This window comes from Acidithiobacillus sp., assembly GCF_023255755.1.
In the GTDB taxonomy this organism is placed as follows: domain Bacteria; phylum Pseudomonadota; class Gammaproteobacteria; order Acidithiobacillales; family Acidithiobacillaceae; genus Acidithiobacillus.
The window spans coordinates 1-20,720 of record NZ_JAGDVS010000173.1; the positions used below are offsets into that span (position 1 = coordinate 1).

Genomic DNA, 20,720 nt, shown 5'->3' on the forward strand with positions numbered 1-20,720 from the left:
GATCGGGGCGTGGCGAACCTGCTCACGTTGTCCGATGGCACCATGTTCCTGCCGGTTACGGCTTATCGGTACCTGCAAAAGAGGCTGGCGCGGGAGCAAAGAAAGCTCGCGCACAAAGTGAAGTTCTCGGCCAACTGGAAGCAACAGAAGGCCAAAATCACGCGCTTGCATCAGCGCATCGCGGAGATTCGCAAGACCGTACTGCATCAGGTCAGCACCGCCATCAGCAAAAACCACGCGGTCGTGGTGCTAGAAGACCTGAAAGTACGGAACATGACCGGCGCCGCAAGGGGCACGGTGGAGCAACCCGGACGCAATATCCGGCAAAAATCGGGATTGAACAAATCCATCCTCGATCAGGGCTGGGGCATGCTCAAACAGATGCTGGGCTACAAGCTCCAGTGGGCCGGTGGCATGCTGCTCTTGGTGGACCCGGCCTATACTTCGCAAATCTGTCCGGTTTGCGGTGTGGTGGACGCCGGGAACCGGCCAAGCCAGGAAGTATTCCATTGCCTGCACTGTGGGTTTGAGGCGCATGCCGACGTGAACGCGGCACGAAACATCCTCGCAAGAGGATTGCAGTCAACGGCGGGGCACGCCGGGGTAGTCTGTTTCACGGCTTAGCCTGTAAGGCGTAAGCCGTGAAGTTGGCCCAAACCAAAGGGAATGGGTCAATCAAAGCGGCTGAAGGTGGGCCGCTGCTGGCAGAAAGGAATCCTCGTCCTTCAGGGCGAGGAGGATGTCAAAACCAGTTTGTGTTGTATCTGGCAAGAGTTGTTTCTAGTTCGGTGCTGAGGCTGTCGACTCAGGCATGCGATGAACCGGACTTGCTCTTTTGCTGGGCAAATCCCAACGCGCGCAGAATGCGTTTGATCCCAAGGTCAGTCCGGCAGCTTTTTCTGCCCCTTCCATTGCCGGAAACGATCTATTTCCTTGCTGACCCCGGGCGCTACCGGAGCGCCATGGGAGCTCGCCAGCGCCCGGTACATTTCCAGGGCGGCTTCCGCCAGACGATCCTGGGCGCGCAGGATGAATACGGGCTCATCCGCACCGATGCCGGGGATTTGTACATTGCCATATTTGCCAGAACTTGCCATGACGGTTTCCTCCGTAGAAGCAGCCTATTTCTAGCTACCTATCTAAGACTATAGGCCAGGATTTCAGAAAATCAACGGCAAAAACTAGGGGGATGCCCATTTTATGGCGCATCATGCGGGCCGCATTACCGGCGCCACGACGCGAATTTTCATGAAGATCTGTCCATGTTTTTCGCCTCTGTGCTACTTTCTCCTTTGAGGCGTTGCCAGAAAAGGCCGAAGGTAACAAGGTCCTTGGCCAATCCACGCAGACCGAAACCGCCACGTTCAGATGGGCGATAGGCACCGCCCGCCAACAACGTAATAAAGCTGCGGAGACGCGCGAAAGTTGACGAATTGGCGTAAAGGATGGCTCGGCGACCCAAATCGCGCTCTTGCCGTTCCCAGTAGCGGCGGGCGCACTCTGCGCGAAGGCGGAACTCGGACGGGATGGATGGATTTCTTTCTATTGCCGTTAGCACTGTGACATGTTGTTTCGAAATGGTTACTAAATTAGCATAACGTGCAGTATTTGTACGGTAGCTGAGGGCCAGATTCTCTCGCAATGATACGGGCTTTGGCGGACCTTCCGTATTCGCGCCATGAACACGATACTTAGCCAAGGGAACTTCTACGAATACGGTTTTTCCCAGCGATTGCGAAAGAAAAAAAACCCATGCATCATGCCCCGTTGGTATTTTCTTTCTTGGATCTTCAAAGAAATTGAATGGGCGCAGGTTAGAATCTACCAATCCTAAAAGTGAAGAACGACAGACAATGGCAAATCCCGGTACAGTCTGCCAAATATTACCTAGAAGAGCCCTAAAAGTCCGTCTTTTTTTAATATCCGGGTAAAATTGACCGGTAGGCGTTAAATCCGGTCCCGTCACGCGCGCGGCATGCATGACCAGCAGCACATCGGGATCGGCGAAGGCCGAGGCGCAGGTGGCGAGCTTCTCCGCCATCCAGACGTCGTCCTGGTCGCAAAAGGCGATAAACTCTCCTCCACAGAGACTGGCTGCGTACAAAAAATTATCGGCAAAGCCCAGGCGCTTTTCGTTGCGATGGATGTGTACCGGAAATGGTGCAATAGATGCGAAATCCGCTACGATCTCCAGCGTGGCATCGGTCGAGCCATCGTCGGTGACCACCAGCTCGTAGGGCGCCAGGGTCTGTGCGGAGAGGCTGTCAAGCTGTTCGCGAATGTGGCGCGCGCCGTTATAGGTGGCCATGGCGATGGAGATACGGGGGGCGTGTTCGTTCATGGATACTTTCCCATACGTGCCAGAGAAATTCGGCGCAAGCGGAGCGCCGCCGTAACAAGGGAATGCCGCAGTTCCGGCGCGATCCATAACGCCCAGACCATGCTGAATAACACGATGACCACAGCCAAAAGGCTTTGCACAGAGATGATGGCTTGCGGAGCGACGATGACCGCCAGGCAGATCATCGCCATGGCAGGTAACATATATCTCAAGGTAGAGAGAAGCCGTGCGAAATAGAAGAGCAATAAAGCATCGGCGGCCACCCTCAAGCTCCATGCCAGCGCCGCCCCCGCCAGTCCCAGCCAGTGAATCCCGCCCCAAAGTATCAACAGGAAAAAAGGCAGCTCGATGAGATGCAGTTTGGCGGTAATGTCCGGACGGCCCTGCCCCTGAAGCAAGCCATAGGGGATATAAGCCAGTCCGTTGATCCAGACACCAGCGAGCAGAATCATGCCCACCGCGGCCCCATGTTGTGAAAATTCCGGGCTGATCCAGTAGCGCAGAAACAGGGGGAGTATGGCCATGCCCACGACGGTCAGTATCGTCATCACCGCCATGAGCATGATCAGACTGCGTTCCGCCAAGCGCCCCCCATCTCCGCTTTCGGCACGCGAAAAGCGGGGAAACAGACTGGTGACGAGGGCACCGGGAATGATAGTCATGCGGGTGACCAGATTGTAGGGCACGGTGTAATAGGTCACGGCCTGAACGCTGAGCAGCGCACCGATCAGCATGCGGTCGAAGGTGACAAGCACCGGCCCGACGATGTTGCTGATGGAAATCCAGCCACCGTAGGTGAACAGGGCGCGGGCCCGCGTACGGTCGAACAGAACAGAAGGCACGATAGGCAAGAAACGCCAGACACCAGCGAACAGGAGCACTAATTCTGATGCGCGGGCAAGGACGATGGCGGGAATCAGCCAGGTGAGTTCAGGGCTGATAAAAACCGCCACGATGAGCGGGACGATTTGTGTCAGCATGCTGTTCAATACACCATTGAGATTCAAGAAGCCAAAGCGTTCTCGTGCCTGAAGCGCGCCAACAAGTACGCCACCCAAAGTTCCCAGCGGCAGTGCTGCGGCAATCCAGGGCAGGCTGACGAGTACGTTGCGGCGCAGGGCTTCGGGCATGTGGAAAAAATGGGCGAAAACGGGTTGGGCGACAGCGTAGAGCACGGCGGCACCCAAGAGGCCAAAGCTCAGATTGAGCCAGAGTGCCGTCCAGAAGGTGGTGCTGCGCACCGCAGGCGCCTCGTCATGCTGGCGGGCGAGGTGGTAGGCGCTGGCGCGAGCGAGCCCCATATCGAAAACACCAAAATAGCCGGTAAACAGCCAGACGATCGCCAGCACGCCATAGCGGGCCTCACCGATGGCGTGCAGGTAGATCGGCACGGTGACGAGCGAAACGCCCAGGGGCGCGATCCCTCCGAGGATGTTGTAGAGCGTGTGACGACCGATACTCATTGGCGCCCCTGAAGACTACTTGCTGTATTCTGGGATATGCCGTAGTCGATCACAAAACTTCCCTGTGGACTTAAATATCTATACTTGATGAGGAATCCTAACATGGCAATATAGAGAAATAGAATAGCCCTGCATGGGACTTAAAACGGGATAAAAACCGTTTATACCACACTGCGATGGATCTGTGTGCCAACCCATCCTTGCGCCAACGCGGGGTTCCGGTATAAAATTTTTTCATGGTTCTCCCGGAATGAGGCAAGTTGCCTGAATGAAAGCTGTCATATTGGCCGGTGGGTTTGGAACCCGGTTGGCGGAAGAAACGGGGGTACGTCCCAAGCCCATGGTCGAGATCGGGGGGATGCCCATTTTATGGCACATCATGAAACACTACTCGGCCCATGGCATCCAGGAATTCATCATCTGCCTCGGCTACAAGGGCTTCATGATCAAGGAATTTTTCACCAGTTACCTGTTGCGCCGGGCGGATGTGACCATTGATCTTGCCACCAACGAGTTGCACTACCGGCGCCACGATGCCGAACCCTGGCGAGTCCACTTGGTAGAGACCGGTGCGCAATCCATGACCGGTGGGCGCTTGCGCCGGGTGAGCGAGTATTTGGACACGGATGAGCCTTTTTGCATGACCTATGGCGACGGAGTCAGCAATGTCGACATCCGCGCCGAGATCACCTTTCACCGGCAGCACGGACGCAAGGCCACCCTGCTGGCCGCGCAGCCACCGGGACGTTTCGGCGCCTTCGGACTCCATCCTCACGACGATCATGTCCCCCAGTTCCGTGAAAAACCGGAGAGCGACGGGGCCTGGGTGAGCGGCGGCTTCTTCGTCCTGAATCCTGAGGTTCTGGACTACATCGAGGGTGACGACACCGTATGGGAAAGAGGGCCCATGGAACGGCTGGCTCACGAGAACGAGCTGATGGCCTATCGCCATAGTGGTTTCTGGCAGCCGATGGACACATTAAGAGACAAGCAATACCTCGAATCACTCTGGGCTGAGGGGCAGGCGCCCTGGTGTACCTGGACGGCCGAACAGTAATCATCAGAAAACCGCAAACATTCATCAACAAATCAGGAGCGACCATGAAAATTCTCATTACCGGCAATCTCGGCTACATCGGCCCGGTGCTCATCCGCCACCTGCGTACAACCCGCCACGGGGCGCGGATCGAAGGTCTCGACCCAGGATTTTTCGCTGGCGCGCTGACCACCCGTGGCCCGTGGCCAGAAAGCGCCCTCGATGTCCAGCACTACGCCGACGTGCGCGACTGCGATCCTGGCCTGCTTTCGGGGGTGGATGCGGTGGTGCATCTCGCGGCGCTGTCCAACGATCCCCTCGGCAAGGCCTTCGAGACACTCACCGAAGACATCAACCAAACGGCCACCCTGCGCGTGGCGAGGCTCGCACGCGCTGCCGGCGTCAAGAGTTTCGTCTTCGCATCAAGTTGCAGCGTCTATGGTGCAGGATCGGACACCCCGCGCCGCGAGCAAGATGCGCTCGCTCCGCTGACCGCCTACGCCCGCTCCAAAGTGGGTAGTGAGCAAGAACTCGAAACCTTGGCGAGTCCGGACTTTCGCGTTACCGCATTGCGTTTTGGCACGGCCTGCGGCATGAGTGAGCGTTTGCGCCTGGATCTGGTAATCAACGACTTCGTCGCCACGGCGCTCGCTAAGGGGAGCATTGAAGTGCTCTCCGATGGAAGCCCTTGGCGCCCGCTGATTCACATCGAGGACATGTGCCGCGCCATGGACTGGGCGCTCGACCGCAAGGCTGGTGAAGACTTCGAGGTAATGAATACCGGCTCCGACTCCTGGAACTATCAGATTCGTGACCTCGCCAAAGCAGCCGCAGCAACGGTTGGGGGCGTAGAAGTGTCCATCAACCCGGAGGCCGCCTCAGACAAGCGCTCCTATCGCGTGGATTTCAGCCACTTTCGCGAACTCGCCCCCGACCATCAGCCACAATGGACGCTGGAACGTACGTTAGCCGACCTTAAAGTCGGACTCGAAGCCATTGGTTTCCGCGATGCTGCTTTCCGCGAAGGTTCCTTCATGCGTCTCAAGACCCTCACGCACCTGCGCGAGGGGGGCTGGCTTGATGCTGATCTGCGTTGGGTTCATGCGCGTCAGACAAGTGCCCCCTGGCGAGCAGCCCAGGCGTGATTTTCGATCTGGGGCAAGGTGGCATCATCAGCCAAGTGCAGTTTACGGCACCTGTTGCCAGTGTACGGGCCGCTGGCGTGGCCCGGAGCGCCGCGTGAATATTCGTGCCACAGCCCTGTGGGGAGTCGCCGTCGTGGCGACGCAGCCCTTCGCAGACCAGCGCGGCGCCTTCTCACGCTTCTTCTGCAAAGAGGAATTGGCCGCAATACTCGGCAACCGTGACATCGTCCAGATCAATCACTCCCGCACCAGCACGGTGGGCGCGATCCGGGGCTTGCACTACCAGCTCCCGCCCCATGCCGAAATGAAGCTGGTGCGTTGCATCCGGGGGCGCGTCTGGGATGTGGCGGTGGACTTGCGCGCCGGGTCACCGACATTTTTGCAGTGGCATGCAGAGGAGTTGACGCCGGACAATGCCCGCATGCTGGTGATCCCAGAGGGTTGTGCCCACGGCTTCCAAGTGCTGGAAGCGGAAAGCGAATTGCTCTATTTGCATACCGCATACTATACCCCTGCCGCTGAAGGTGGCCTGTGCCATGACGAGCCCCGACTCGGGATTACCTGGCCGCTACCGGTTGCCGATCTCTCCGCGCGTGACCGCCATCATCCACTACTGAACACCGATTATTTAGGAATGACCATATGAAATGTCGTCACTGCCAGAAGCCGCTCCAACATGTGTTCCTTGACCTCGGCTTCGCCCCGCCATCCAATGCCTACCTGTCCACGGCCGACCTCCTGGCGCCCGAACTGTACTTCCCGCTCAAGCTCTTTGTCTGCCACCATTGCTGGTTGGTGCAGACAGAAGACTACACCCAGGCGGACGAACTCTTTAACGCGGACTATGCGTATTTCTCGTCCATTTCCCAAAGCTGGCTGGAGCATGCGGCCCGCTATGCCAGCATGATAAGCACCCGGCTTGCGCTTGGAAAAGACAGTCTGGTCATGGAGGTGGCCGCCAACGACGGCTATCTGCTCAAGAATTTCCTGGCGGCCGGCATCCCCTGTCTGGGCATCGAGCCCACCGCGGGCACGGCTGATGCCGCGGAAAGTCTGGGCATCCCCATTCTGCGTGAATTTTTCGGCCAGTCGCTGGCCGAAAACCTCGCCGCCCAGGGCAAGCGCGCAGACCTCATCATCGGCAACAACGTCTACGCCCATGTACCGGACATCAACGACTTCACGGCCGGCCTCAAGGCCGCCCTCAAGGACTCGGGCACCATCACCCTGGAATTTCCTCATCTGATGCGCCTTCTGGAAAACACTCAGTTCGACACCGTGTATCATGAACATTTCTCTTATCTTTCCCTGTATACCGTGAGCCGGATCTTCGCAGAAGCGGGTCTGCGCGTATGGGATGTGGAAGAACTGCCTACCCACGGCGGTAGTCTGCGCATCTACGGTTGCCATGCGGAGGATGAACGGAATACCACGCCAGCGGTGGCGAAACTGCTGGAAGAAGAGGGTCAAGCGGGTCTACGCGACCTGGAAACCTACCACGCCTTTCAACCTCGCGCCGACCGCGTGAAAGATGACCTCGTCAGCTTTCTGATTGCGCAAAAGCGGGCGGGCAAGTCCGTTGCTGCCTATGGTGCCGCCGCCAAAGGCAACACCTTGCTCAACTACGCGGGCATCAAGCCGGATTTGTTGCCCTATGTCTGCGATGCCGCGCCGTCCAAACAGGGGAAATTCCTACCCGGTTCCCACATTCCCATTCTGCCCCCTGCCGTGCTCAAAGAGCGCCGTCCGGATATCGTCCTGATCCTGCCCTGGAACATCGCAGAGGAGGTCAGATTGCATTATGGTTACATCCATGATTGGGGTGGACAATTTGCAGTAGCCGTACCGGAACTTGTGGTCAGTTAAGCTGCTTATTCCCCCAAGGACGCTGCGGCGTCCCTTTTTAAGGAGTACACCCCATGATGGTCATCGACAAATTCCTCGCTGAGCGCGAGGTCCAGGGCCAGCCCATTCGTGTCGGCATGATTGGTGCCGGATTTGAAGGACGCGGCGTCGCCTTGCAACTCGTTGCACGCCGTGCACCCGGATTGCGGCTCGTGGCCATAGCCAATCGCCACCTTGAAGGCGCTCGCCATGCCTATAGCCAGGCGGGAGCCGAGGATGCCGTCGCGGTAGAGAGCCCGGCTGCCCTCTTGCAGGCCATTGCCGAAGAGCGCTACGCCGTTACCGAGGATGCTACGCTACTTACCGACTGCCCGCAGATAGACGTGATCCTGGAGATCACCGGCAGCGTGGACTATGCCGCGGGCATGGTTCTGCGCGCCATTGAACACGGCAAGCATGTGGTCATGATGGATGCGGAGCTCGACGGCACCGTCGGGCCGATCCTCAAGGTGTATGCTGACCGTGCCGGCGTATGCCTGACGCAATCCGACGGCGACCAACCCGGTGTCATCGCCAATCTCTATCGTTTTGTGCGCTCCATCGGCGCCGAGCCGGCACTCGTCGGCAACATCAAGGGCCTGCACGATCCCTACCGCAATCCGGAGACCCAGATTGAATTTGCCCGGCGCACCCGCCAACGCCCGCCCATGGTGGCATCTTATGCCGACGGCACCAAGATATCCTATGAAATGGCCGTCTCGGCCAACGCTTTCGGCTTGAGCGTCGCCCGTCGCGGTATGTACGGACCTACTGTGCCGATGGGTACTCAGGTGCGAGAATCTCCGGGCTGGTATCCCCCTGAGGCACTCGAAATCCCTGGCGGCATTGTGGATTATGTGGTTCAGGCCGAGCCCGCGCCGGGCGTCTTCGTCATCGCCCGCTACGACCATCCCGTGCAGCGCGAATATCTGAAATACTACAAACTCGGTGATGGACCTTACTACGTCTTCTATCGACCCTATCACCTCTGCCATTTCGAGGCACATCACAGTATCGCACGCGCCGCGCTCTTCGGCGACGCCACGATGGCACCGATTGGCAGGCCACACGTCGAAGTGATAACCACCGCCAAGCGCGATCTCGTTCCGGGCGAAGTGCTGGACGGATTCGGCGGCTTCCTGAGCTACGGTCTGGCCGAGAACGCTGATGTCGTCGCTCGCGATCGCCTATTGCCCATGGGGGTGGCCGATGACTGTCGGATCAAGCGCGCAGTGCCCAAGGATCAGGTACTCACTTATGATGACGTCGAACTACCGTCCGGACGCCTGATAGAGCGTCTGCGCCGCGAACAGGCCGAGTATTTTCATATGCCGTATGGCGGGATCTGAACCGTTCGCCTGCCCAGCGAAAAAGCAGGCGACAGTTTTTTGTCAAACGTGAGCCTGTTCCTTGCGTGTAAGGCCAAGCCAGGCGCCCTTCAGCACGGCTCTGAAGCCTGGTGCATTACGGAATAAGATTTTTCTGCGAAGCTGATTTAAGAGAAAGACGCCGATGGTATAAGCAGGGAATGGCGCATGTCGCCTGAAAAACCTAACCCCCGATTCGCAATACCATAAGTCAACTAGCGGACTGGTTTTTTTCCCTTCCTCAGCATACTCACCATGAAAAACGTGGGATTCAGGGCTCACGTGGAGCCGCCAGCCACTATTCCGCATCCGGAATGACAGATCACCGTCTTCCCAATACATAAAAAATCTTTTTTCATCCAGCAGTCCGACCGACTTCAGCGCGGCGCAACGAAGCAGAGCGCTTGCACCGGTTAAATATTGTAACTTTTGCCCGCCAACGGCATTATGGTAATGGCCCGCTCGCCCAGTCCAAAAACTAATCCACCCGCCTCCCCATGCCTGAATTTTCTGAGGTGCGTCCTTGTAATATGAGACCGATGCGGCAACGCCAATTCGTGCATCTAATTCTGCGGCCTTTACCAATTCGGCGAGTGCCATAGGAGTCGCAATGGCATCATTATTCAGCAACCAAACATAATCCACGTTTTCTTCCATGGCTTTTCTGATGGCAATATTAAAGCCGCCACCAGCACCGAGGTCCAAGTCGGATCTCAATAGTTCCAGAGAGGGGTATCGTTCCAATATTCGTTCTACGGAATCGTCCGTGGAACCATTGTCCACTACTACCACCCGGGCATCAAAATTGTCCTTTACGAGTTTTTCAAGTGATGCAAGGCACTCAACGGTGTCACGCCAGCCATTCCAGTTCACAAGCGTGATCCAAACAACGGGACGAGTATTATTTGACATGTCACCTCCTGGGGGATAGGTAAAATCAGGTAATTTCACAACCGTATATGTACACGCCGATGTCCAGCCAATTCATTTTCGATTCATACCCTTTCCCAGCATTCGCTTTGTGTATTGTAACGCTTTATCACGCGGGCGGGAGATCCGACGATAACGCAATAATCCGGAAACTCACCTCTGACGACCGAATTAGAGCCTACTATGCACTGTTTTCCAACCACCGTGCCGGCGAGGATTTTTGCGCCCGTACCAATAAAACAGTTTTCTCCGATAATGACCTTCTTAACGCTAAGAGGTTGTAACATTACAGAAACACCAATCTTTTCGTAGGTATGGTCATTGTCAGTTATGGTCACATCATACGAAATAACGGTGTTCCGTCCAATGACCACCTTATTCGCGCAACTGATCGTCCCATGCTGCTCAATGCTGACATTATCCCCAATGACCAGATCCGGAGTAAATTCTTGCCCGGACCAACCAGTTTGCGCCTCCATTCTCAGGCCATCGCGCACCTGAACATTATCACCGATACGGATGTACTTCGGATTGGTGATAAGTAACGGTGAACGTATCAAGGATCCCGCACCTAACCGTTTAAATATTTTTCGGTATTAAACCTCAGTGACCAGCTTCGACCATAAGGTCTCTAATTTGATATATTTCATCGATACCGGCGCCCGTAAAATGCTGCGACTTTTTGATATATCATAACCATCAGTACCCTATGTTTAGACATTGACCTGTGAAATTTAGCGTTGGGGTAGATGGGGATGTCAAGGAGTGGCTATCCCGGTAGCTCCCCGCATTTCTGGGCGATCATGGCGCCAATCGGAATCGCCGACGTCGCGGCGGGGGAGGGGGCGTTGCAAACATGGAGCATTCGCTTCGTCTCCTTGATCAGGAAATCGTGAATAGCGGCACCCTCTCTGGAAACGGCCTGTGCCCTGACGCCGGTACGATAAGGCTGTAGATCATCGAGTTCGAGCGACGCACAGTATTTGTGGCACTCCGCCAGATAGGCCTGTTTGCTCAATGAACCGCGTAATTCGTGCAATGCATGGTGACGATATTGCAGGATGAGCTTCCAAAATCCTGGATAAGACGCGAAATCCAAAGTGTCGCGAAGATCGAAGGACAACTTTTGGTAACCCTCGCGGGCAAAACCAACGACGGCGTTCGGCCCAACCGTGACACTGCCGTCTATCATGCGGGTGAGGTGAATGCCAAGAAATGGCAACGAAGGATCCGGTGCAGGATAAATAAGATGTTTCACGATATTGTTTTTTTCCGGTGGAAGCTGGAAGTATTCCCCGCGGAAGGGCACGATGCGGAAGTCCACGTCCAGCCCGGCAAGCGCTGCCAGACGATCTGATTGCGCCCCCGCGCAGGCAACGAACTTCTTGGCCCGCCAGGCGTTTCCGCCCGCGCCGATCTCCACATGTGTGTCCTTTTCCACAATATTATCGACAGTAGTGCCGTAATGAATTTCGCCGCCCTGCTCAGCGACGAGATCGGCCATCTTGCGACAAATGGCAGCGAAGTCGGTGATGGCTGTTTCCGGGCTATAAAGTGCCGCCACCCCGCTGATATTCGGCTCCCTGCGACCCAGTTCCTCACCGTCGATCCGTTCGAGACTTAAGCCGTTGGCGTGCGCACGTGCATACAGCGCATCAATGCGCTCACGCTCGATATCATTCGTTGCCACAATGAGTTTGCCACATTCCTCAAAAGGCAGGTCGTGGTCACGACAGAATGCTTTGCTTGCATTGAGTCCGTCACGACACAACTGCGCCTTGAGACTCCCAGGCGCGTAGTAGATACCCGCATGAATGACCCCACTGTTATGTCCGGTTTGATGAAGGCCAGGGCTATTTTCCTTTTCAAGGATGAGCAGACTTGCACCGGGGTGCAACTGCAGAAGCTCCATCGCCGTGGCGAATCCTACAATGCCACCGCCAACCACACAAAAATCGTAGATCATGGGTTCCTCTCGTCGTCCAGATAAGCCCCTGCCTTACTAAGTTGGGAGATGGCAGGCTGATAGCTTTCCCCCGCCTCGGGGCGGAAAAGCAGATTGATGGCAATGCCCGCTGCCCGACCCGCCTCAATATCCGTCATCTTGTCCCCGATGAGCACAGACCGGGACGGATCAATGCCCAGTTCCCGGATCGCCGCCTGCAGCATCCCGGGAGCCGGCTTACGGAAGGGGCTTTCACGCCTATACGCACCGACCCCATGTTCGGGGTGGCTCGGGCAAAAGTAGATTTTATCGAGCGCGCCACCTTGCGCCTCAAAACGGCCATTCACCCACTTCATCAAGGAATGAAAGTCCGCCTCGGTATAATATCCGCGCCCGATGCCCGCCTGATTGGTGACCACCACGACGAGAAACCCCCTGGCTTTGGCCGATGCTACCAGGTCGAAAATGCCGTCGATAAAAGTGAAATGCTCCTGACGGCATACATAGGCCGTGTCCTCATTGATGACGCCATCGCGATCCAGAAAGAGCGCGCGTCGCCTCACAGCGCTGCAAGCTCCACTTGGGCGCGGGCGTAGTCTTCGGGCACCCCGATGTCGATAAAGCGGCCACGGGTAACCAATAATCCGAAGGACGCACGTTGCACCGCCTCCACCAGAAAATCCTGTTCCAGGGAGAAGGGTTGACCCAAAGGGAACGCATCTAGCAGATGTTTTGGAAACAAATAGCAGCCTACATTGATCAGGCCCGGCCCGGATGCCGCCTTCTCCGCGAAACGCATCACCTGGTCGTTTTTCGCTTCCAGGCGCCCATAGCGGGTGGTATCCGCAACCTCGCGGGCAACGATCAACGGCTGCCCGTTTCTTTGCCAGAGATCCTCCAGCCGGCTTATCTCCACTTCCAGGTAAGTATCGCCATTCAACACCACAGCACGGTCGCTGTGGCAATGGGCAAGGGCCTCTCGCACAGCGCCTCCGGTACCGAGGGGGGCATCCTCGATGGTGTAAGCAAGCGCCATATCGCGGTAGCGATGACCGAAGTGGTTGGTGATGACTTCGGCCTTATACCCCAGCGAAAGCACCACCCGCCTCACGCCCTGACGGGACAAATTCTGTAGCAATAGCTCCAAAAAGGGCCGCCCCGCCACCGGCGCCATGGGTTTGGGAGCGTCCGGCACTACCGTACGCAGACGGGTGCCGAAACCGCCCGCCAGGATGATGGCCTCCATTAGGGTCGCGGCGAGAACAGGGCGTTCTCTATCAGACCACAGAGAATATGGCCCAATACCAGGTGCCCCTCCTGAATCTTCGGCGTGTCGCCGGAGGGCACTTCCAGCAGATGGTCGCACAGGCCTTGCATGGGGCCGCCGCGATTTCCGGTGAGGCCGATGGTCACCAATCCCCGCTGCCGTGCCTCCTCAAAGGCCCGGAGAATGTTAGGCGATTTCCCGGAAGTGCTATAACCGATCAGCACGTCCCCTTTGCGGCCCAGGGACTGCACCTGCCGCGCGAACAAGTATTCATATCCGTAATCATTGCCGATGGCGGTGAGAATGGAGGTGTCTGTAGTCAACGCCAGGGCGGATAAGCCCGGACGGTCAAAGGCAAAGCGGCTTACCAGTTCTGCCGCAATATGCTGAGCATCCGCCGCGCTCCCCCCGTTTCCCGCGAGAAGTATTTTTCCATCCTGGCGCAGACAGCGGATACAGACCTCCGCAGCGGTCTGCACGCGCTCTTGTAACACCGTATCGCACGCCATGTTTTCGAGAAGACACTGCGCACCAGCCAGTTGCGACCGGATATAGGATCGCATCAGAGCCTCCATGCCTGTGTGCCATTCTTGGTGAAATGGCAATTGCTGACCTGTCCTGAAAAGCGGCTGAGGGCGCGCACCACATCCATCCGGCGGTCCGGGGGCGCAAAAAACATCATAAATCCGCCTCCGCCCGCACCCGATATCTTACCGGCGAGGGCTCCGGCCTCGATTACCGAATAATACATCTCATCAATCTGCGGGTTGGATACCGTGCTCGCCGAACGCTTTTTATTCTCCCACCCCATGCGCATGGATTCCACGATTCCGTTGAAATCGCCTTTGAGCAGGCACTCCTTCATCACCAGCGCTTCCTGCTTCAAGCCATACATCGCCTCCATGGCGTCGTGGGAACCTTCCTCCATATTCCGGCTTTGGTCCGCGATGATCTTGGCCGATTCACGCGACACCCCGGTATAGAACAACACCAGGGACGCCTCCAATTCACAGATGATGTAATTTTTAATGCGTAGCGGATTGATGACCGCGCGATCCTCGGCAAAAAACTCCATGAAGTTGAAGCCGCCGAAGGTGGCCGAGTACTGGTCCTGTCGCCCGCCTTGAAGGCCGCAATCCACCCGTTCGATTTGGAAGGCGAGTTGGGCGATGGTGTAATCATCCATGGGCAGATTCAGCAGCTCGCCAAAGGCCCGGATCATGGTCACCACGAGCGTAGAAGAGGACCCCAGGCCAGAACCCGCAGGCGCATCGCAGAAAGTGCTCAACTCCAGGGCCATAGGCCGACCACCGTGGTAATGCTGCATCATAGTGTTGTAGACCGCCCTGTGCAGATTGAGCTGTCCATCCAGCGCAATCGGCTCAGAGAGCGGTAAGCACTCCTCAACCCGCAGATCCGTCGCCAGGAAACGCACACAAGGCTCGTCCAACAGCCGGATCACGGCATAGGCGTACCGATCAATGGTGGCATTCAGCACATACCCGCCATGCACATCACAAAAGGGTGAAAGATCCGTGCCCCCACCGGCCAGACCAAGACGTAAGGGTGCTCTGGCACGTACAATCATTCGCAGTTTCTCCCCAAAGTTAGAGCAGGTCACCCTGCCCCAGTATCGCGCGGTAGAGCTTTTGCCGGTAAGCGTCGGGGCCCCAGTTCTCCGACAAAATGGCCCTCGCTTGTGCACAAGACGCGGTCAGTCGGTCGATGTAAGACTCCGGATGGGTGATAATATCGCACAACTGTGTTTCGGTCGCCACCATCTCCAGATGAGCAATCTGCTCCGGCAACCCCTCCACCGCCATGGAGTTCGTCACCACAGGCACGCCGTAGGCCAAAGCCTCCAGCACCTTGGTTTTGATGCCACCAGCAAGCTTGGCCGGTACAAGCACAATGCTGGTATTGGTATAAATGCGCTCGAATGCAGGTTCATATCCTGAAAATTGCACATTTTCTACCACAGGGAGGTAGCGGCGCTGACGCCCAAATATGACCAGTGGGGCGTGTGGCCGAAGATCCGTCCAGATTCGAAGCAGATAATCGATCGCCAAGGCGTTTTGCAGTTGAGAATCGCTACCGACAAAAATGAAGCGATAAGGCGTCACCAGGGTCTTCGCTGGAGAAATCGCATGAAACGACTGGGGAATAAAACCCACCGATCCGCGACCGGCGTGGATCCTGCTTTCCAGAATCGTCGCCTCGGTAGGGGAGGCCAGAATAATTCGGTCGGCGATGGATACGAGTTCTACCTCGGTCCTCTCCAGTGCCGCCGCCTCGCGCTGCACCACCCACCCGGAGATAGGTAGTCTGTTCATTATCCGACTCAATTTACGCCCGACTTTTTTTTCCAGATATCCAAGCTGGAGCCCCTGCTGGGACACATGGGCAGCATGTTCGCTATAACGCCTGGACATCAGATCATCAAAATCCACGAGTAAACGCACACCGTTGCTGTGCCGTCTTGCAGCGCGCACAAGCGACGCGCACCGGACGGTGTCAAAGTAGATGACGTCCGGGTTCACCTCCCGAATGGTCCTTAGCAGCCGCCGTTCCTCCCGTTTACTGCTAAAGAGGACTTCCTGTATCGCCCGGCCGCTAAAAACGGCTTGCGTGACCACAGATGCCAACGACAGTACTTTCCTGACGCCGGTGACGTGATGAACACGCCCTCTGACCTGATGATCCACTGTTTGATGTGCGTCACCGACGGCCTCCTTCATCTTTCGTATAAAGCCGTCCCGTCCACTTATAGACAGGCCGGGATCGGGACGCGTCCAGACAAACAGCACCCGCAGCCGTTTTTGGGTGTCTGCACTCATGAAGTAGCGCTCGCACCCTTGACCTTGTTGACCAGCGACAAGATGGAGTGCGCAGTCGATGTTTCCGAATAATGATTCATCACCCAAGTCCTGCCACGTTTGGACATTGCATAAAGGCTTGCCGGGTCATTAGCAAAACGGGAAATGATATTTGCGTACTCCTCGGCGGAATCACACACACTGACCCCTGACTCCAGCGGATCCACCAACCCTTCCGCACCAACCCGGGTGGATACGATCGGCACACCCCATATCGCATGTTCTAAAATTTTTATCCGGACGCCGCTACCGGCCTGAACGGTCACGAGCGCCAGGTCGGCGTCCGCGTAGGCATCTTCAACATTCTTAACGAACCCCCTGACCATCACATCCTCTGCTGCGTAACGCGCAACCCAATCGGGCATCCCTTTGCCGAATATGGATAATCTGAACCTTATATTTAGAGAACGCAAGATCGGCAAAACAGCATCCAGAAACCAGTGTAGCCCCTCTTGGTTTGCGGGGGATTCCATTGCTGCGAAATGTAATAACCTAAGGACACCGCCGTCCATAAAGGTTTTTTTGACCTTGTCAGGCCCTGTAATGGTTGACAACACCACTTCAACTGGGTGCGCGAGATTTGGGCGCATGCTGTTGAGCATATCCGCATCAGTGGCCGTCACTGCCACCACCTGATCTACCCAACCCAACGCCGCCTTTTCATATTTTTGGAGACGGCTTGCCTGATGGGCGTAGACCAGTTTTTTAATTGGGTTACGAAAACCTCTGGCCATTCTCCGCAAGATGATGTATTCAACATTGTGTTCCCGCAGAATTATTGGAATATTCGGATATATTTTTTTTAACACACGCCCATATTGGGCCGTATGGAGATGCTCACAAATGATAAAGTCTGGCTGTTCTACAGCAACAATATCAATCAATTGTTCCTTGAAATCCTTCGATGCGTACTTCCACATATTAAACGGCTGAACGGAACTGATGATAGATAATAACAATAGACCGGCGGTGTTGTTGGAAACGGAAGGGCCAAAATGGTTTGATGAAAAAATTGAAGCCTGTGGGCATTCCGTCAAGTCTGCGTCACCCTTCTTACGCATGGTTGCCCAGGCAACGCTTATACCGCTGTTATGTATGGCCTTCGCAAACTCATACATACCCTTGGCCCCTCCATCCATATCCGGGAGCATGGGTCGGTGGGTAATAATTAAACATTTTATTTTACTCATGGCGCCCTTGCTCCAAGCGATAGCCCGCTTTTGTGCTGATACGTACCGTTTGGTTGTGCATTTTCTCGGGACCAAATAACGGCTAAAAACAACACGAGGAAGTCGATGAACGGCTCGATTAGTGTGCCGTTTAATAGCAAATATATTATTCCTAGAGAAACGATGATGGTGCTCGACACGCCACTTTTTACATAGGGCCTAACGCAGGCATATAGAAATATAGCAAAACTCACGGTGCCAATGACTCCATATTGGAATAACAAACTTGGGAGTACGGTAAATGAGGTTGCCGGCGGTAACAGCGTGAGAAGCGGAGACCGGCTTTCAGAGCCTGGACCTGCCCCCCAAAGGGTATGGGTTGGAAACAAATAGGATACCCCAATAAAAGGTGACACCCATCGCGCATACGCGCTAGAACCGGTGGACAGTTGATGCTGTATTCTTTCGATATAGACCGGCAAATAGGCAATCGTCATTGGGAAAACCAGGACAAGTGAGAACAATAAATACTTTAACGCCTTTTTATTAGGCAGCAGAAAGTCTCTAAAGGCAAAGACAGCGGCAAGCAGAATGAGCAGGATTCCCGTTCCAGAAAAGGTAAATATCACGGCCGCCATATATAAAGCGAGCAAACTGATGCGTTTGAAGTAGCGATACTCAAAAATAAATGCTAGCGCTGACAGTTGTGATGCAAATGACGGTTCCAACATGAAAAATCCGTTACTTTTAAATATGTTCATTAACGGTGGATGATATGTGGTGTTAAATCCGCTCAACATCCAGTGGGTGGGGACCAACGAATTGAGGTCTAAAAAGCCAAGTCCAACGAGTTGTAATAAAAACTGAAAAACAGACAGGAGCGATGTGACGGCAATAGACCATTGGAAAACGTTCAATGCGTCTGGGAAGATAGGCCGGTATGGATCCTTTATCGTGACAGTCCATAACAAGTACACGCTGGCGAGGGCCGCAAGCGACGTCAATGCAATGTGCAATGATCCGATGCTCATCACCGCGCAAAGGATTAACATAGATATCATCAAGGTGTAGGCCTCGAGCTTGGCTCGCGCTATATCCACCGCATTGCACAAAAACAATATGGTCATCACCACAAACGTCAGCGGAAGCACCAGTGGGATTTGCTTAACGCCAAAGGTAATCGCAAACCGCTGTAGAAATACAAGAGATATCAATTCAACGTATATTACTGATCTGACCCAAAACGCTTTCATGGTATATCCTTGACGTCCAATATCAAACTCTGCTGGGCAATATATATCGCTGTCAATATTGGGTATCAGCGCAAACTAGCGGAGTAAGGGTATGCAGGCAGGACACCAATTGTATAAGCGGAGACTGAAAACTGCGGAAGCGCATCAGGACGAAACCCGATCCGGCGGTCTGCGCGAACCGTTCTGAACGAGCGCCAGAAATACGCCCAGCATAAGCCCTCCCAATAGCGCTAACATCAGAATCAACAAGCGCTTGGGCGCGACGGGGTTGGGATCATATCGCGGTGAAAGCGTCTCCACTGTGGGCATGGTATTGACGGGCGCCAATTCATTCTCCATGTTGGCGATGGCGACCAGCAAACCGCTCAGCGTGTCGATGCGGCGGGATTGCTCCAGCAACAGCAAAGCTGATGCGGAATCCGCTGGTGTCTTGCTAATACGGTCCTTGGCGTTGAGGGTGGGACGCAGGTCCTCGTACTGCGCCTGCAACTGCCCCAACTGCGCCTGCCGGGCCTTGAACAATTGGTCATAGCGCTGTTGCTGATTCGCCAGCAGCCGCTGGATGATCCCCTGCAAATACTGCTGCGCCTCTTGGGGCGAGCGCGCCCTCACCTCCAGGGTGAGGATGATGCCATCGTTCTTGTCGGGCGTAACGGCATAGAGCTTGGGCAATTGCTTTTTGGCCAAGTCGGTATTGACCGGGGTGTAATGGTTCTTCAAGCGGCTCGACAATTGCAGGGCGTTGTCCAGAGGTTGTCCGGCCACCTTGCCGACCTGCACCATGGCCCGGCTCTCATAGACCGTGGTCACCAAGGTCACATAAGCCAATGCCAGCCCCACGCAGATCGCCGCAGTGGCGATCACCAGCCATTTGCGCCCAAGGATAATCTCCCAGATATCGCGCAAACCAAATTCATCCTGAGGCGTTTTTCCTTCCAAAGACATGTTTTACCCTTGTCCGTCTTGCTGACTTCCGAAGTATATATCATTGCCACGGCCGATGTCTTTAGTAGTGTCATACCCGTTCCCAGCATCCGCTTTGTGCGTTGTAGCGTTTGACCACGCGGGCCGGTGCGCCGACGATGACGCAATAGTTGGGAAACTCTCCTCGGACCACGGAGTTGGAGCCTACTATACACTGCTTTCCCAGCACCGTGCCCGCCAGCAGTTTTACACCCGAAGCAATAAAACAGTTTTCTCCGATAATGGTCTGCTGAACGATCAGCGGTTGCTTCATTACTGGAACGCCGATCTGTTCATAGGCATGATCATTATCTGTGATGAATACACCAAACGAAATAACGGTGTTTCGGCCAATCACCACCTTATTGGCACAGCCTATGGTGGTGTGCTGCCCAATGTCGACATCATCCTGAATCTCCAATTCCGGGAAAAACTGCTGTCCTCCGTGCCAACCGGTAAGCGCTTCAAGTCTTGCGCCATGACCGATGCTAACACGCTTGCCAATGGAAATATGCTCAGGACTAGCTATGTTCAAGGGTGAAAAAATTAGAGATCCACCCCCAAAGTGCTTAAAAAATCTCCTGTAGTAGATCCTGCCAATCAGGTGATGATATAGCCTTCTCAGCTTGTTTCTTTTCACCGATACGGGCGCCCTAAAAAAGCCTGTAATTTTTTTGTATATCATGGTATATCACGCTCCTAGAGCAAAAGGTTTTCTGGTTGTTTTCAGAAGTAAGGCGATGGCTTTATTTGCGAAAATGTAATATCGCTTTCAGCGTGGGACGGGTCAGTCCAGACGGTCGGCACGCGAACAGATAAGCCATGAAGCAAAGGAAACTTCCGGTCAGGCGAAACGCATTCATCAAACCCACCCGAGCCTCAGCATTGTCGCCAAGTAGCAAACGGAATTTGGCTCCGTTGAAACTGGCCCTCACCAGTTTTTTCTTGATAATCTGATTCTTTTCCGGGAAGGATTGATACGTCAGAAAGTAGCTGAGCACAAACGCCAGACTTTCACCATTTTTGGTAACTATTCACCAGGGGTACAGTCACCCCATGGTGGGCTGTGGGGTTTTCCCCT

General features: G+C 55.1%; 21 protein-coding genes. 6 read left to right on the forward strand and 15 right to left on the reverse strand.

The genetic code is table 11. The features are described from left to right. Positions 1-624 (forward strand): transposase (locus Q0C48_RS12070; RefSeq protein WP_291524689.1); only part of this gene is annotated, 624 nt, incomplete at its 5' end. Between the two features lie 257 nt (positions 625-881). Here Q0C48_RS12070 and Q0C48_RS12075 read toward each other — a convergent pair. The 3 genes from Q0C48_RS12075 to Q0C48_RS12085 form a co-directional block, all read right to left on the reverse strand. Beyond that, on the reverse strand, positions 882-1,097 hold the full coding sequence (locus Q0C48_RS12075) for a hypothetical protein (protein WP_291524691.1): 216 nt from the start codon (positions 1,095-1,097) through the stop codon (positions 882-884). Positions 1,098-1,246: 149 nt separating this feature from the next. Further along, positions 1,247-2,341 (reverse strand): glycosyltransferase family 2 protein, encoded by a 1,095-nt coding sequence (locus Q0C48_RS12080; RefSeq protein ID WP_291524693.1) that lies wholly within the window; start codon positions 2,339-2,341, stop codon positions 1,247-1,249. After that, a complete protein-coding gene (locus Q0C48_RS12085; RefSeq protein WP_291524695.1) occupies positions 2,338-3,804 on the reverse strand; it encodes a flippase in 1,467 nt (488 codons plus the stop codon). Before Q0C48_RS12085 ends, Q0C48_RS12080 begins: the two co-directional genes overlap by 4 nt. Before the next feature lie 268 nt (positions 3,805-4,072). Between Q0C48_RS12085 and rfbF the strand changes: the two genes are divergently transcribed. From rfbF to Q0C48_RS12110, 5 genes are all read left to right on the forward strand, one after another. Continuing rightward, positions 4,073-4,861 carry a glucose-1-phosphate cytidylyltransferase gene (gene rfbF, locus Q0C48_RS12090; protein WP_291524697.1) on the forward strand — a complete coding sequence of 263 codons (789 nt, stop codon included), beginning with the start codon at positions 4,073-4,075 and terminating at the stop codon, positions 4,859-4,861. Between the two features lie 44 nt (positions 4,862-4,905). Beyond that, complete coding sequence (locus Q0C48_RS12095) at positions 4,906-5,985, forward strand: NAD(P)-dependent oxidoreductase (protein WP_291524699.1); 1,080 nt, start codon at positions 4,906-4,908, stop codon at positions 5,983-5,985. 94 nt (positions 5,986-6,079) lie between these two features. Beyond that, positions 6,080-6,631: a dTDP-4-dehydrorhamnose 3,5-epimerase gene (gene rfbC / locus Q0C48_RS12100; RefSeq protein ID WP_291524701.1), complete on the forward strand. Its 552-nt coding sequence runs from the start codon at positions 6,080-6,082 to the stop codon at positions 6,629-6,631. Continuing rightward, the gene (locus Q0C48_RS12105) at positions 6,628-7,851 is read left to right on the forward strand and encodes a class I SAM-dependent methyltransferase (RefSeq protein ID WP_291524703.1); all 1,224 of its coding nucleotides are present in this window, start codon (positions 6,628-6,630) and stop codon (positions 7,849-7,851) included. Before rfbC ends, Q0C48_RS12105 begins: the two co-directional genes overlap by 4 nt. 53 nt (positions 7,852-7,904) lie before the next feature. Continuing rightward, a complete protein-coding gene (locus Q0C48_RS12110; RefSeq protein ID WP_291524705.1) occupies positions 7,905-9,218 on the forward strand; it encodes a hypothetical protein in 1,314 nt (437 codons plus the stop codon). A 42-nt stretch (positions 9,219-9,260) separates the two neighbouring features. Here Q0C48_RS12110 and Q0C48_RS12115 read toward each other — a convergent pair whose 3' ends face one another. The 12 genes from Q0C48_RS12115 to Q0C48_RS12170 form a co-directional block, all read right to left on the reverse strand. After that, positions 9,261-10,148, reverse strand: a complete 888-nt coding sequence (locus tag Q0C48_RS12115) for a glycosyltransferase family 2 protein (protein WP_291524707.1) — start codon at positions 10,146-10,148, stop codon at positions 9,261-9,263. An 83-nt stretch (positions 10,149-10,231) separates the two neighbouring features. Continuing rightward, positions 10,232-10,726 carry an acyltransferase gene (locus tag Q0C48_RS12120; RefSeq protein WP_291524709.1) on the reverse strand — a complete coding sequence of 165 codons (495 nt, stop codon included), beginning with the start codon at positions 10,724-10,726 and terminating at the stop codon, positions 10,232-10,234. Between the two features lie 209 nt (positions 10,727-10,935). Beyond that, the gene (gene lhgO, locus Q0C48_RS12125) at positions 10,936-12,132 is read right to left on the reverse strand and encodes an L-2-hydroxyglutarate oxidase (RefSeq protein ID WP_291524711.1); all 1,197 of its coding nucleotides are present in this window, start codon (positions 12,130-12,132) and stop codon (positions 10,936-10,938) included. After that, a complete protein-coding gene (locus tag Q0C48_RS12130; RefSeq protein WP_291524713.1) occupies positions 12,129-12,674 on the reverse strand; it encodes an HAD family hydrolase in 546 nt (181 codons plus the stop codon). The genes lhgO and Q0C48_RS12130 overlap by 4 nt, the downstream gene beginning before the upstream one ends. Further along, a complete protein-coding gene (locus Q0C48_RS12135) occupies positions 12,671-13,357 on the reverse strand; it encodes a nucleotidyltransferase family protein (protein ID WP_291524715.1) in 687 nt (228 codons plus the stop codon). The genes Q0C48_RS12130 and Q0C48_RS12135 overlap by 4 nt, the downstream gene beginning before the upstream one ends. Further along, the gene (locus Q0C48_RS12140; RefSeq protein ID WP_291524717.1) at positions 13,357-13,941 is read right to left on the reverse strand and encodes a D-sedoheptulose 7-phosphate isomerase; all 585 of its coding nucleotides are present in this window, start codon (positions 13,939-13,941) and stop codon (positions 13,357-13,359) included. The genes Q0C48_RS12135 and Q0C48_RS12140 overlap by 1 nt, the downstream gene beginning before the upstream one ends. Continuing rightward, positions 13,941-14,966: a GHMP kinase gene (locus Q0C48_RS12145; protein ID WP_291524719.1), complete on the reverse strand. Its 1,026-nt coding sequence runs from the start codon at positions 14,964-14,966 to the stop codon at positions 13,941-13,943. Before Q0C48_RS12145 ends, Q0C48_RS12140 begins: the two co-directional genes overlap by 1 nt. A gap of 19 nt (positions 14,967-14,985) precedes the next feature. Then, positions 14,986-16,215: a glycosyltransferase gene (locus Q0C48_RS12150; RefSeq protein WP_291524721.1), complete on the reverse strand. Its 1,230-nt coding sequence runs from the start codon at positions 16,213-16,215 to the stop codon at positions 14,986-14,988. Next, positions 16,212-17,444 (reverse strand): glycosyltransferase family 4 protein, encoded by a 1,233-nt coding sequence (locus tag Q0C48_RS12155; protein ID WP_291524723.1) that lies wholly within the window; start codon positions 17,442-17,444, stop codon positions 16,212-16,214. Before Q0C48_RS12155 ends, Q0C48_RS12150 begins: the two co-directional genes overlap by 4 nt. After that, on the reverse strand, positions 17,441-18,676 hold the full coding sequence (locus tag Q0C48_RS12160) for a hypothetical protein (RefSeq protein WP_291524725.1): 1,236 nt from the start codon (positions 18,674-18,676) through the stop codon (positions 17,441-17,443). Before Q0C48_RS12160 ends, Q0C48_RS12155 begins: the two co-directional genes overlap by 4 nt. Positions 18,677-18,820: 144 nt before the next feature. Further along, positions 18,821-19,621, reverse strand: coding sequence for a Wzz/FepE/Etk N-terminal domain-containing protein (locus tag Q0C48_RS12165; protein ID WP_291524727.1), 801 nt, complete (start codon positions 19,619-19,621; stop codon positions 18,821-18,823). A 70-nt stretch (positions 19,622-19,691) separates the two neighbouring features. Continuing rightward, positions 19,692-20,324 (reverse strand): DapH/DapD/GlmU-related protein, encoded by a 633-nt coding sequence (locus tag Q0C48_RS12170; RefSeq protein WP_291524729.1) that lies wholly within the window; start codon positions 20,322-20,324, stop codon positions 19,692-19,694. Positions 20,325-20,720 lie beyond the last annotated feature (396 nt).

Coding starts and splice junctions, on each gene's coding strand:
- Q0C48_RS12075 (WP_291524691.1), bottom strand. CDS start 1,097: ATGGCAAGTTCTGGCAAATATGGCAATGTACAAATCCCCGGCATCGGT.
- Q0C48_RS12080 (WP_291524693.1), bottom strand. CDS start 2,341: ATGAACGAACACGCCCCCCGTATCTCCATCGCCATGGCCACCTATAAC.
- Q0C48_RS12085 (WP_291524695.1), bottom strand. CDS start 3,804: ATGAGTATCGGTCGTCACACGCTCTACAACATCCTCGGAGGGATCGCG.
- rfbF (WP_291524697.1), top strand. CDS start 4,073: ATGAAAGCTGTCATATTGGCCGGTGGGTTTGGAACCCGGTTGGCGGAA.
- Q0C48_RS12095 (WP_291524699.1), top strand. CDS start 4,906: ATGAAAATTCTCATTACCGGCAATCTCGGCTACATCGGCCCGGTGCTC.
- Q0C48_RS12105 (WP_291524703.1), top strand. CDS start 6,628: ATGAAATGTCGTCACTGCCAGAAGCCGCTCCAACATGTGTTCCTTGAC.
- Q0C48_RS12110 (WP_291524705.1), top strand. CDS start 7,905: ATGATGGTCATCGACAAATTCCTCGCTGAGCGCGAGGTCCAGGGCCAG.
- Q0C48_RS12115 (WP_291524707.1), bottom strand. CDS start 10,148: ATGTCAAATAATACTCGTCCCGTTGTTTGGATCACGCTTGTGAACTGG.
- lhgO (WP_291524711.1), bottom strand. CDS start 12,132: ATGATCTACGATTTTTGTGTGGTTGGCGGTGGCATTGTAGGATTCGCC.
- Q0C48_RS12135 (WP_291524715.1), bottom strand. CDS start 13,357: ATGGAGGCCATCATCCTGGCGGGCGGTTTCGGCACCCGTCTGCGTACG.
- Q0C48_RS12140 (WP_291524717.1), bottom strand. CDS start 13,941: ATGCGATCCTATATCCGGTCGCAACTGGCTGGTGCGCAGTGTCTTCTC.
- Q0C48_RS12145 (WP_291524719.1), bottom strand. CDS start 14,966: ATGATTGTACGTGCCAGAGCACCCTTACGTCTTGGTCTGGCCGGTGGG.
- Q0C48_RS12150 (WP_291524721.1), bottom strand. CDS start 16,215: ATGAGTGCAGACACCCAAAAACGGCTGCGGGTGCTGTTTGTCTGGACG.
- Q0C48_RS12155 (WP_291524723.1), bottom strand. CDS start 17,444: ATGAGTAAAATAAAATGTTTAATTATTACCCACCGACCCATGCTCCCG.
- Q0C48_RS12160 (WP_291524725.1), bottom strand. CDS start 18,676: ATGAAAGCGTTTTGGGTCAGATCAGTAATATACGTTGAATTGATATCT.
- Q0C48_RS12165 (WP_291524727.1), bottom strand. CDS start 19,621: ATGTCTTTGGAAGGAAAAACGCCTCAGGATGAATTTGGTTTGCGCGAT.
- Q0C48_RS12170 (WP_291524729.1), bottom strand. CDS start 20,324: ATGATATACAAAAAAATTACAGGCTTTTTTAGGGCGCCCGTATCGGTG.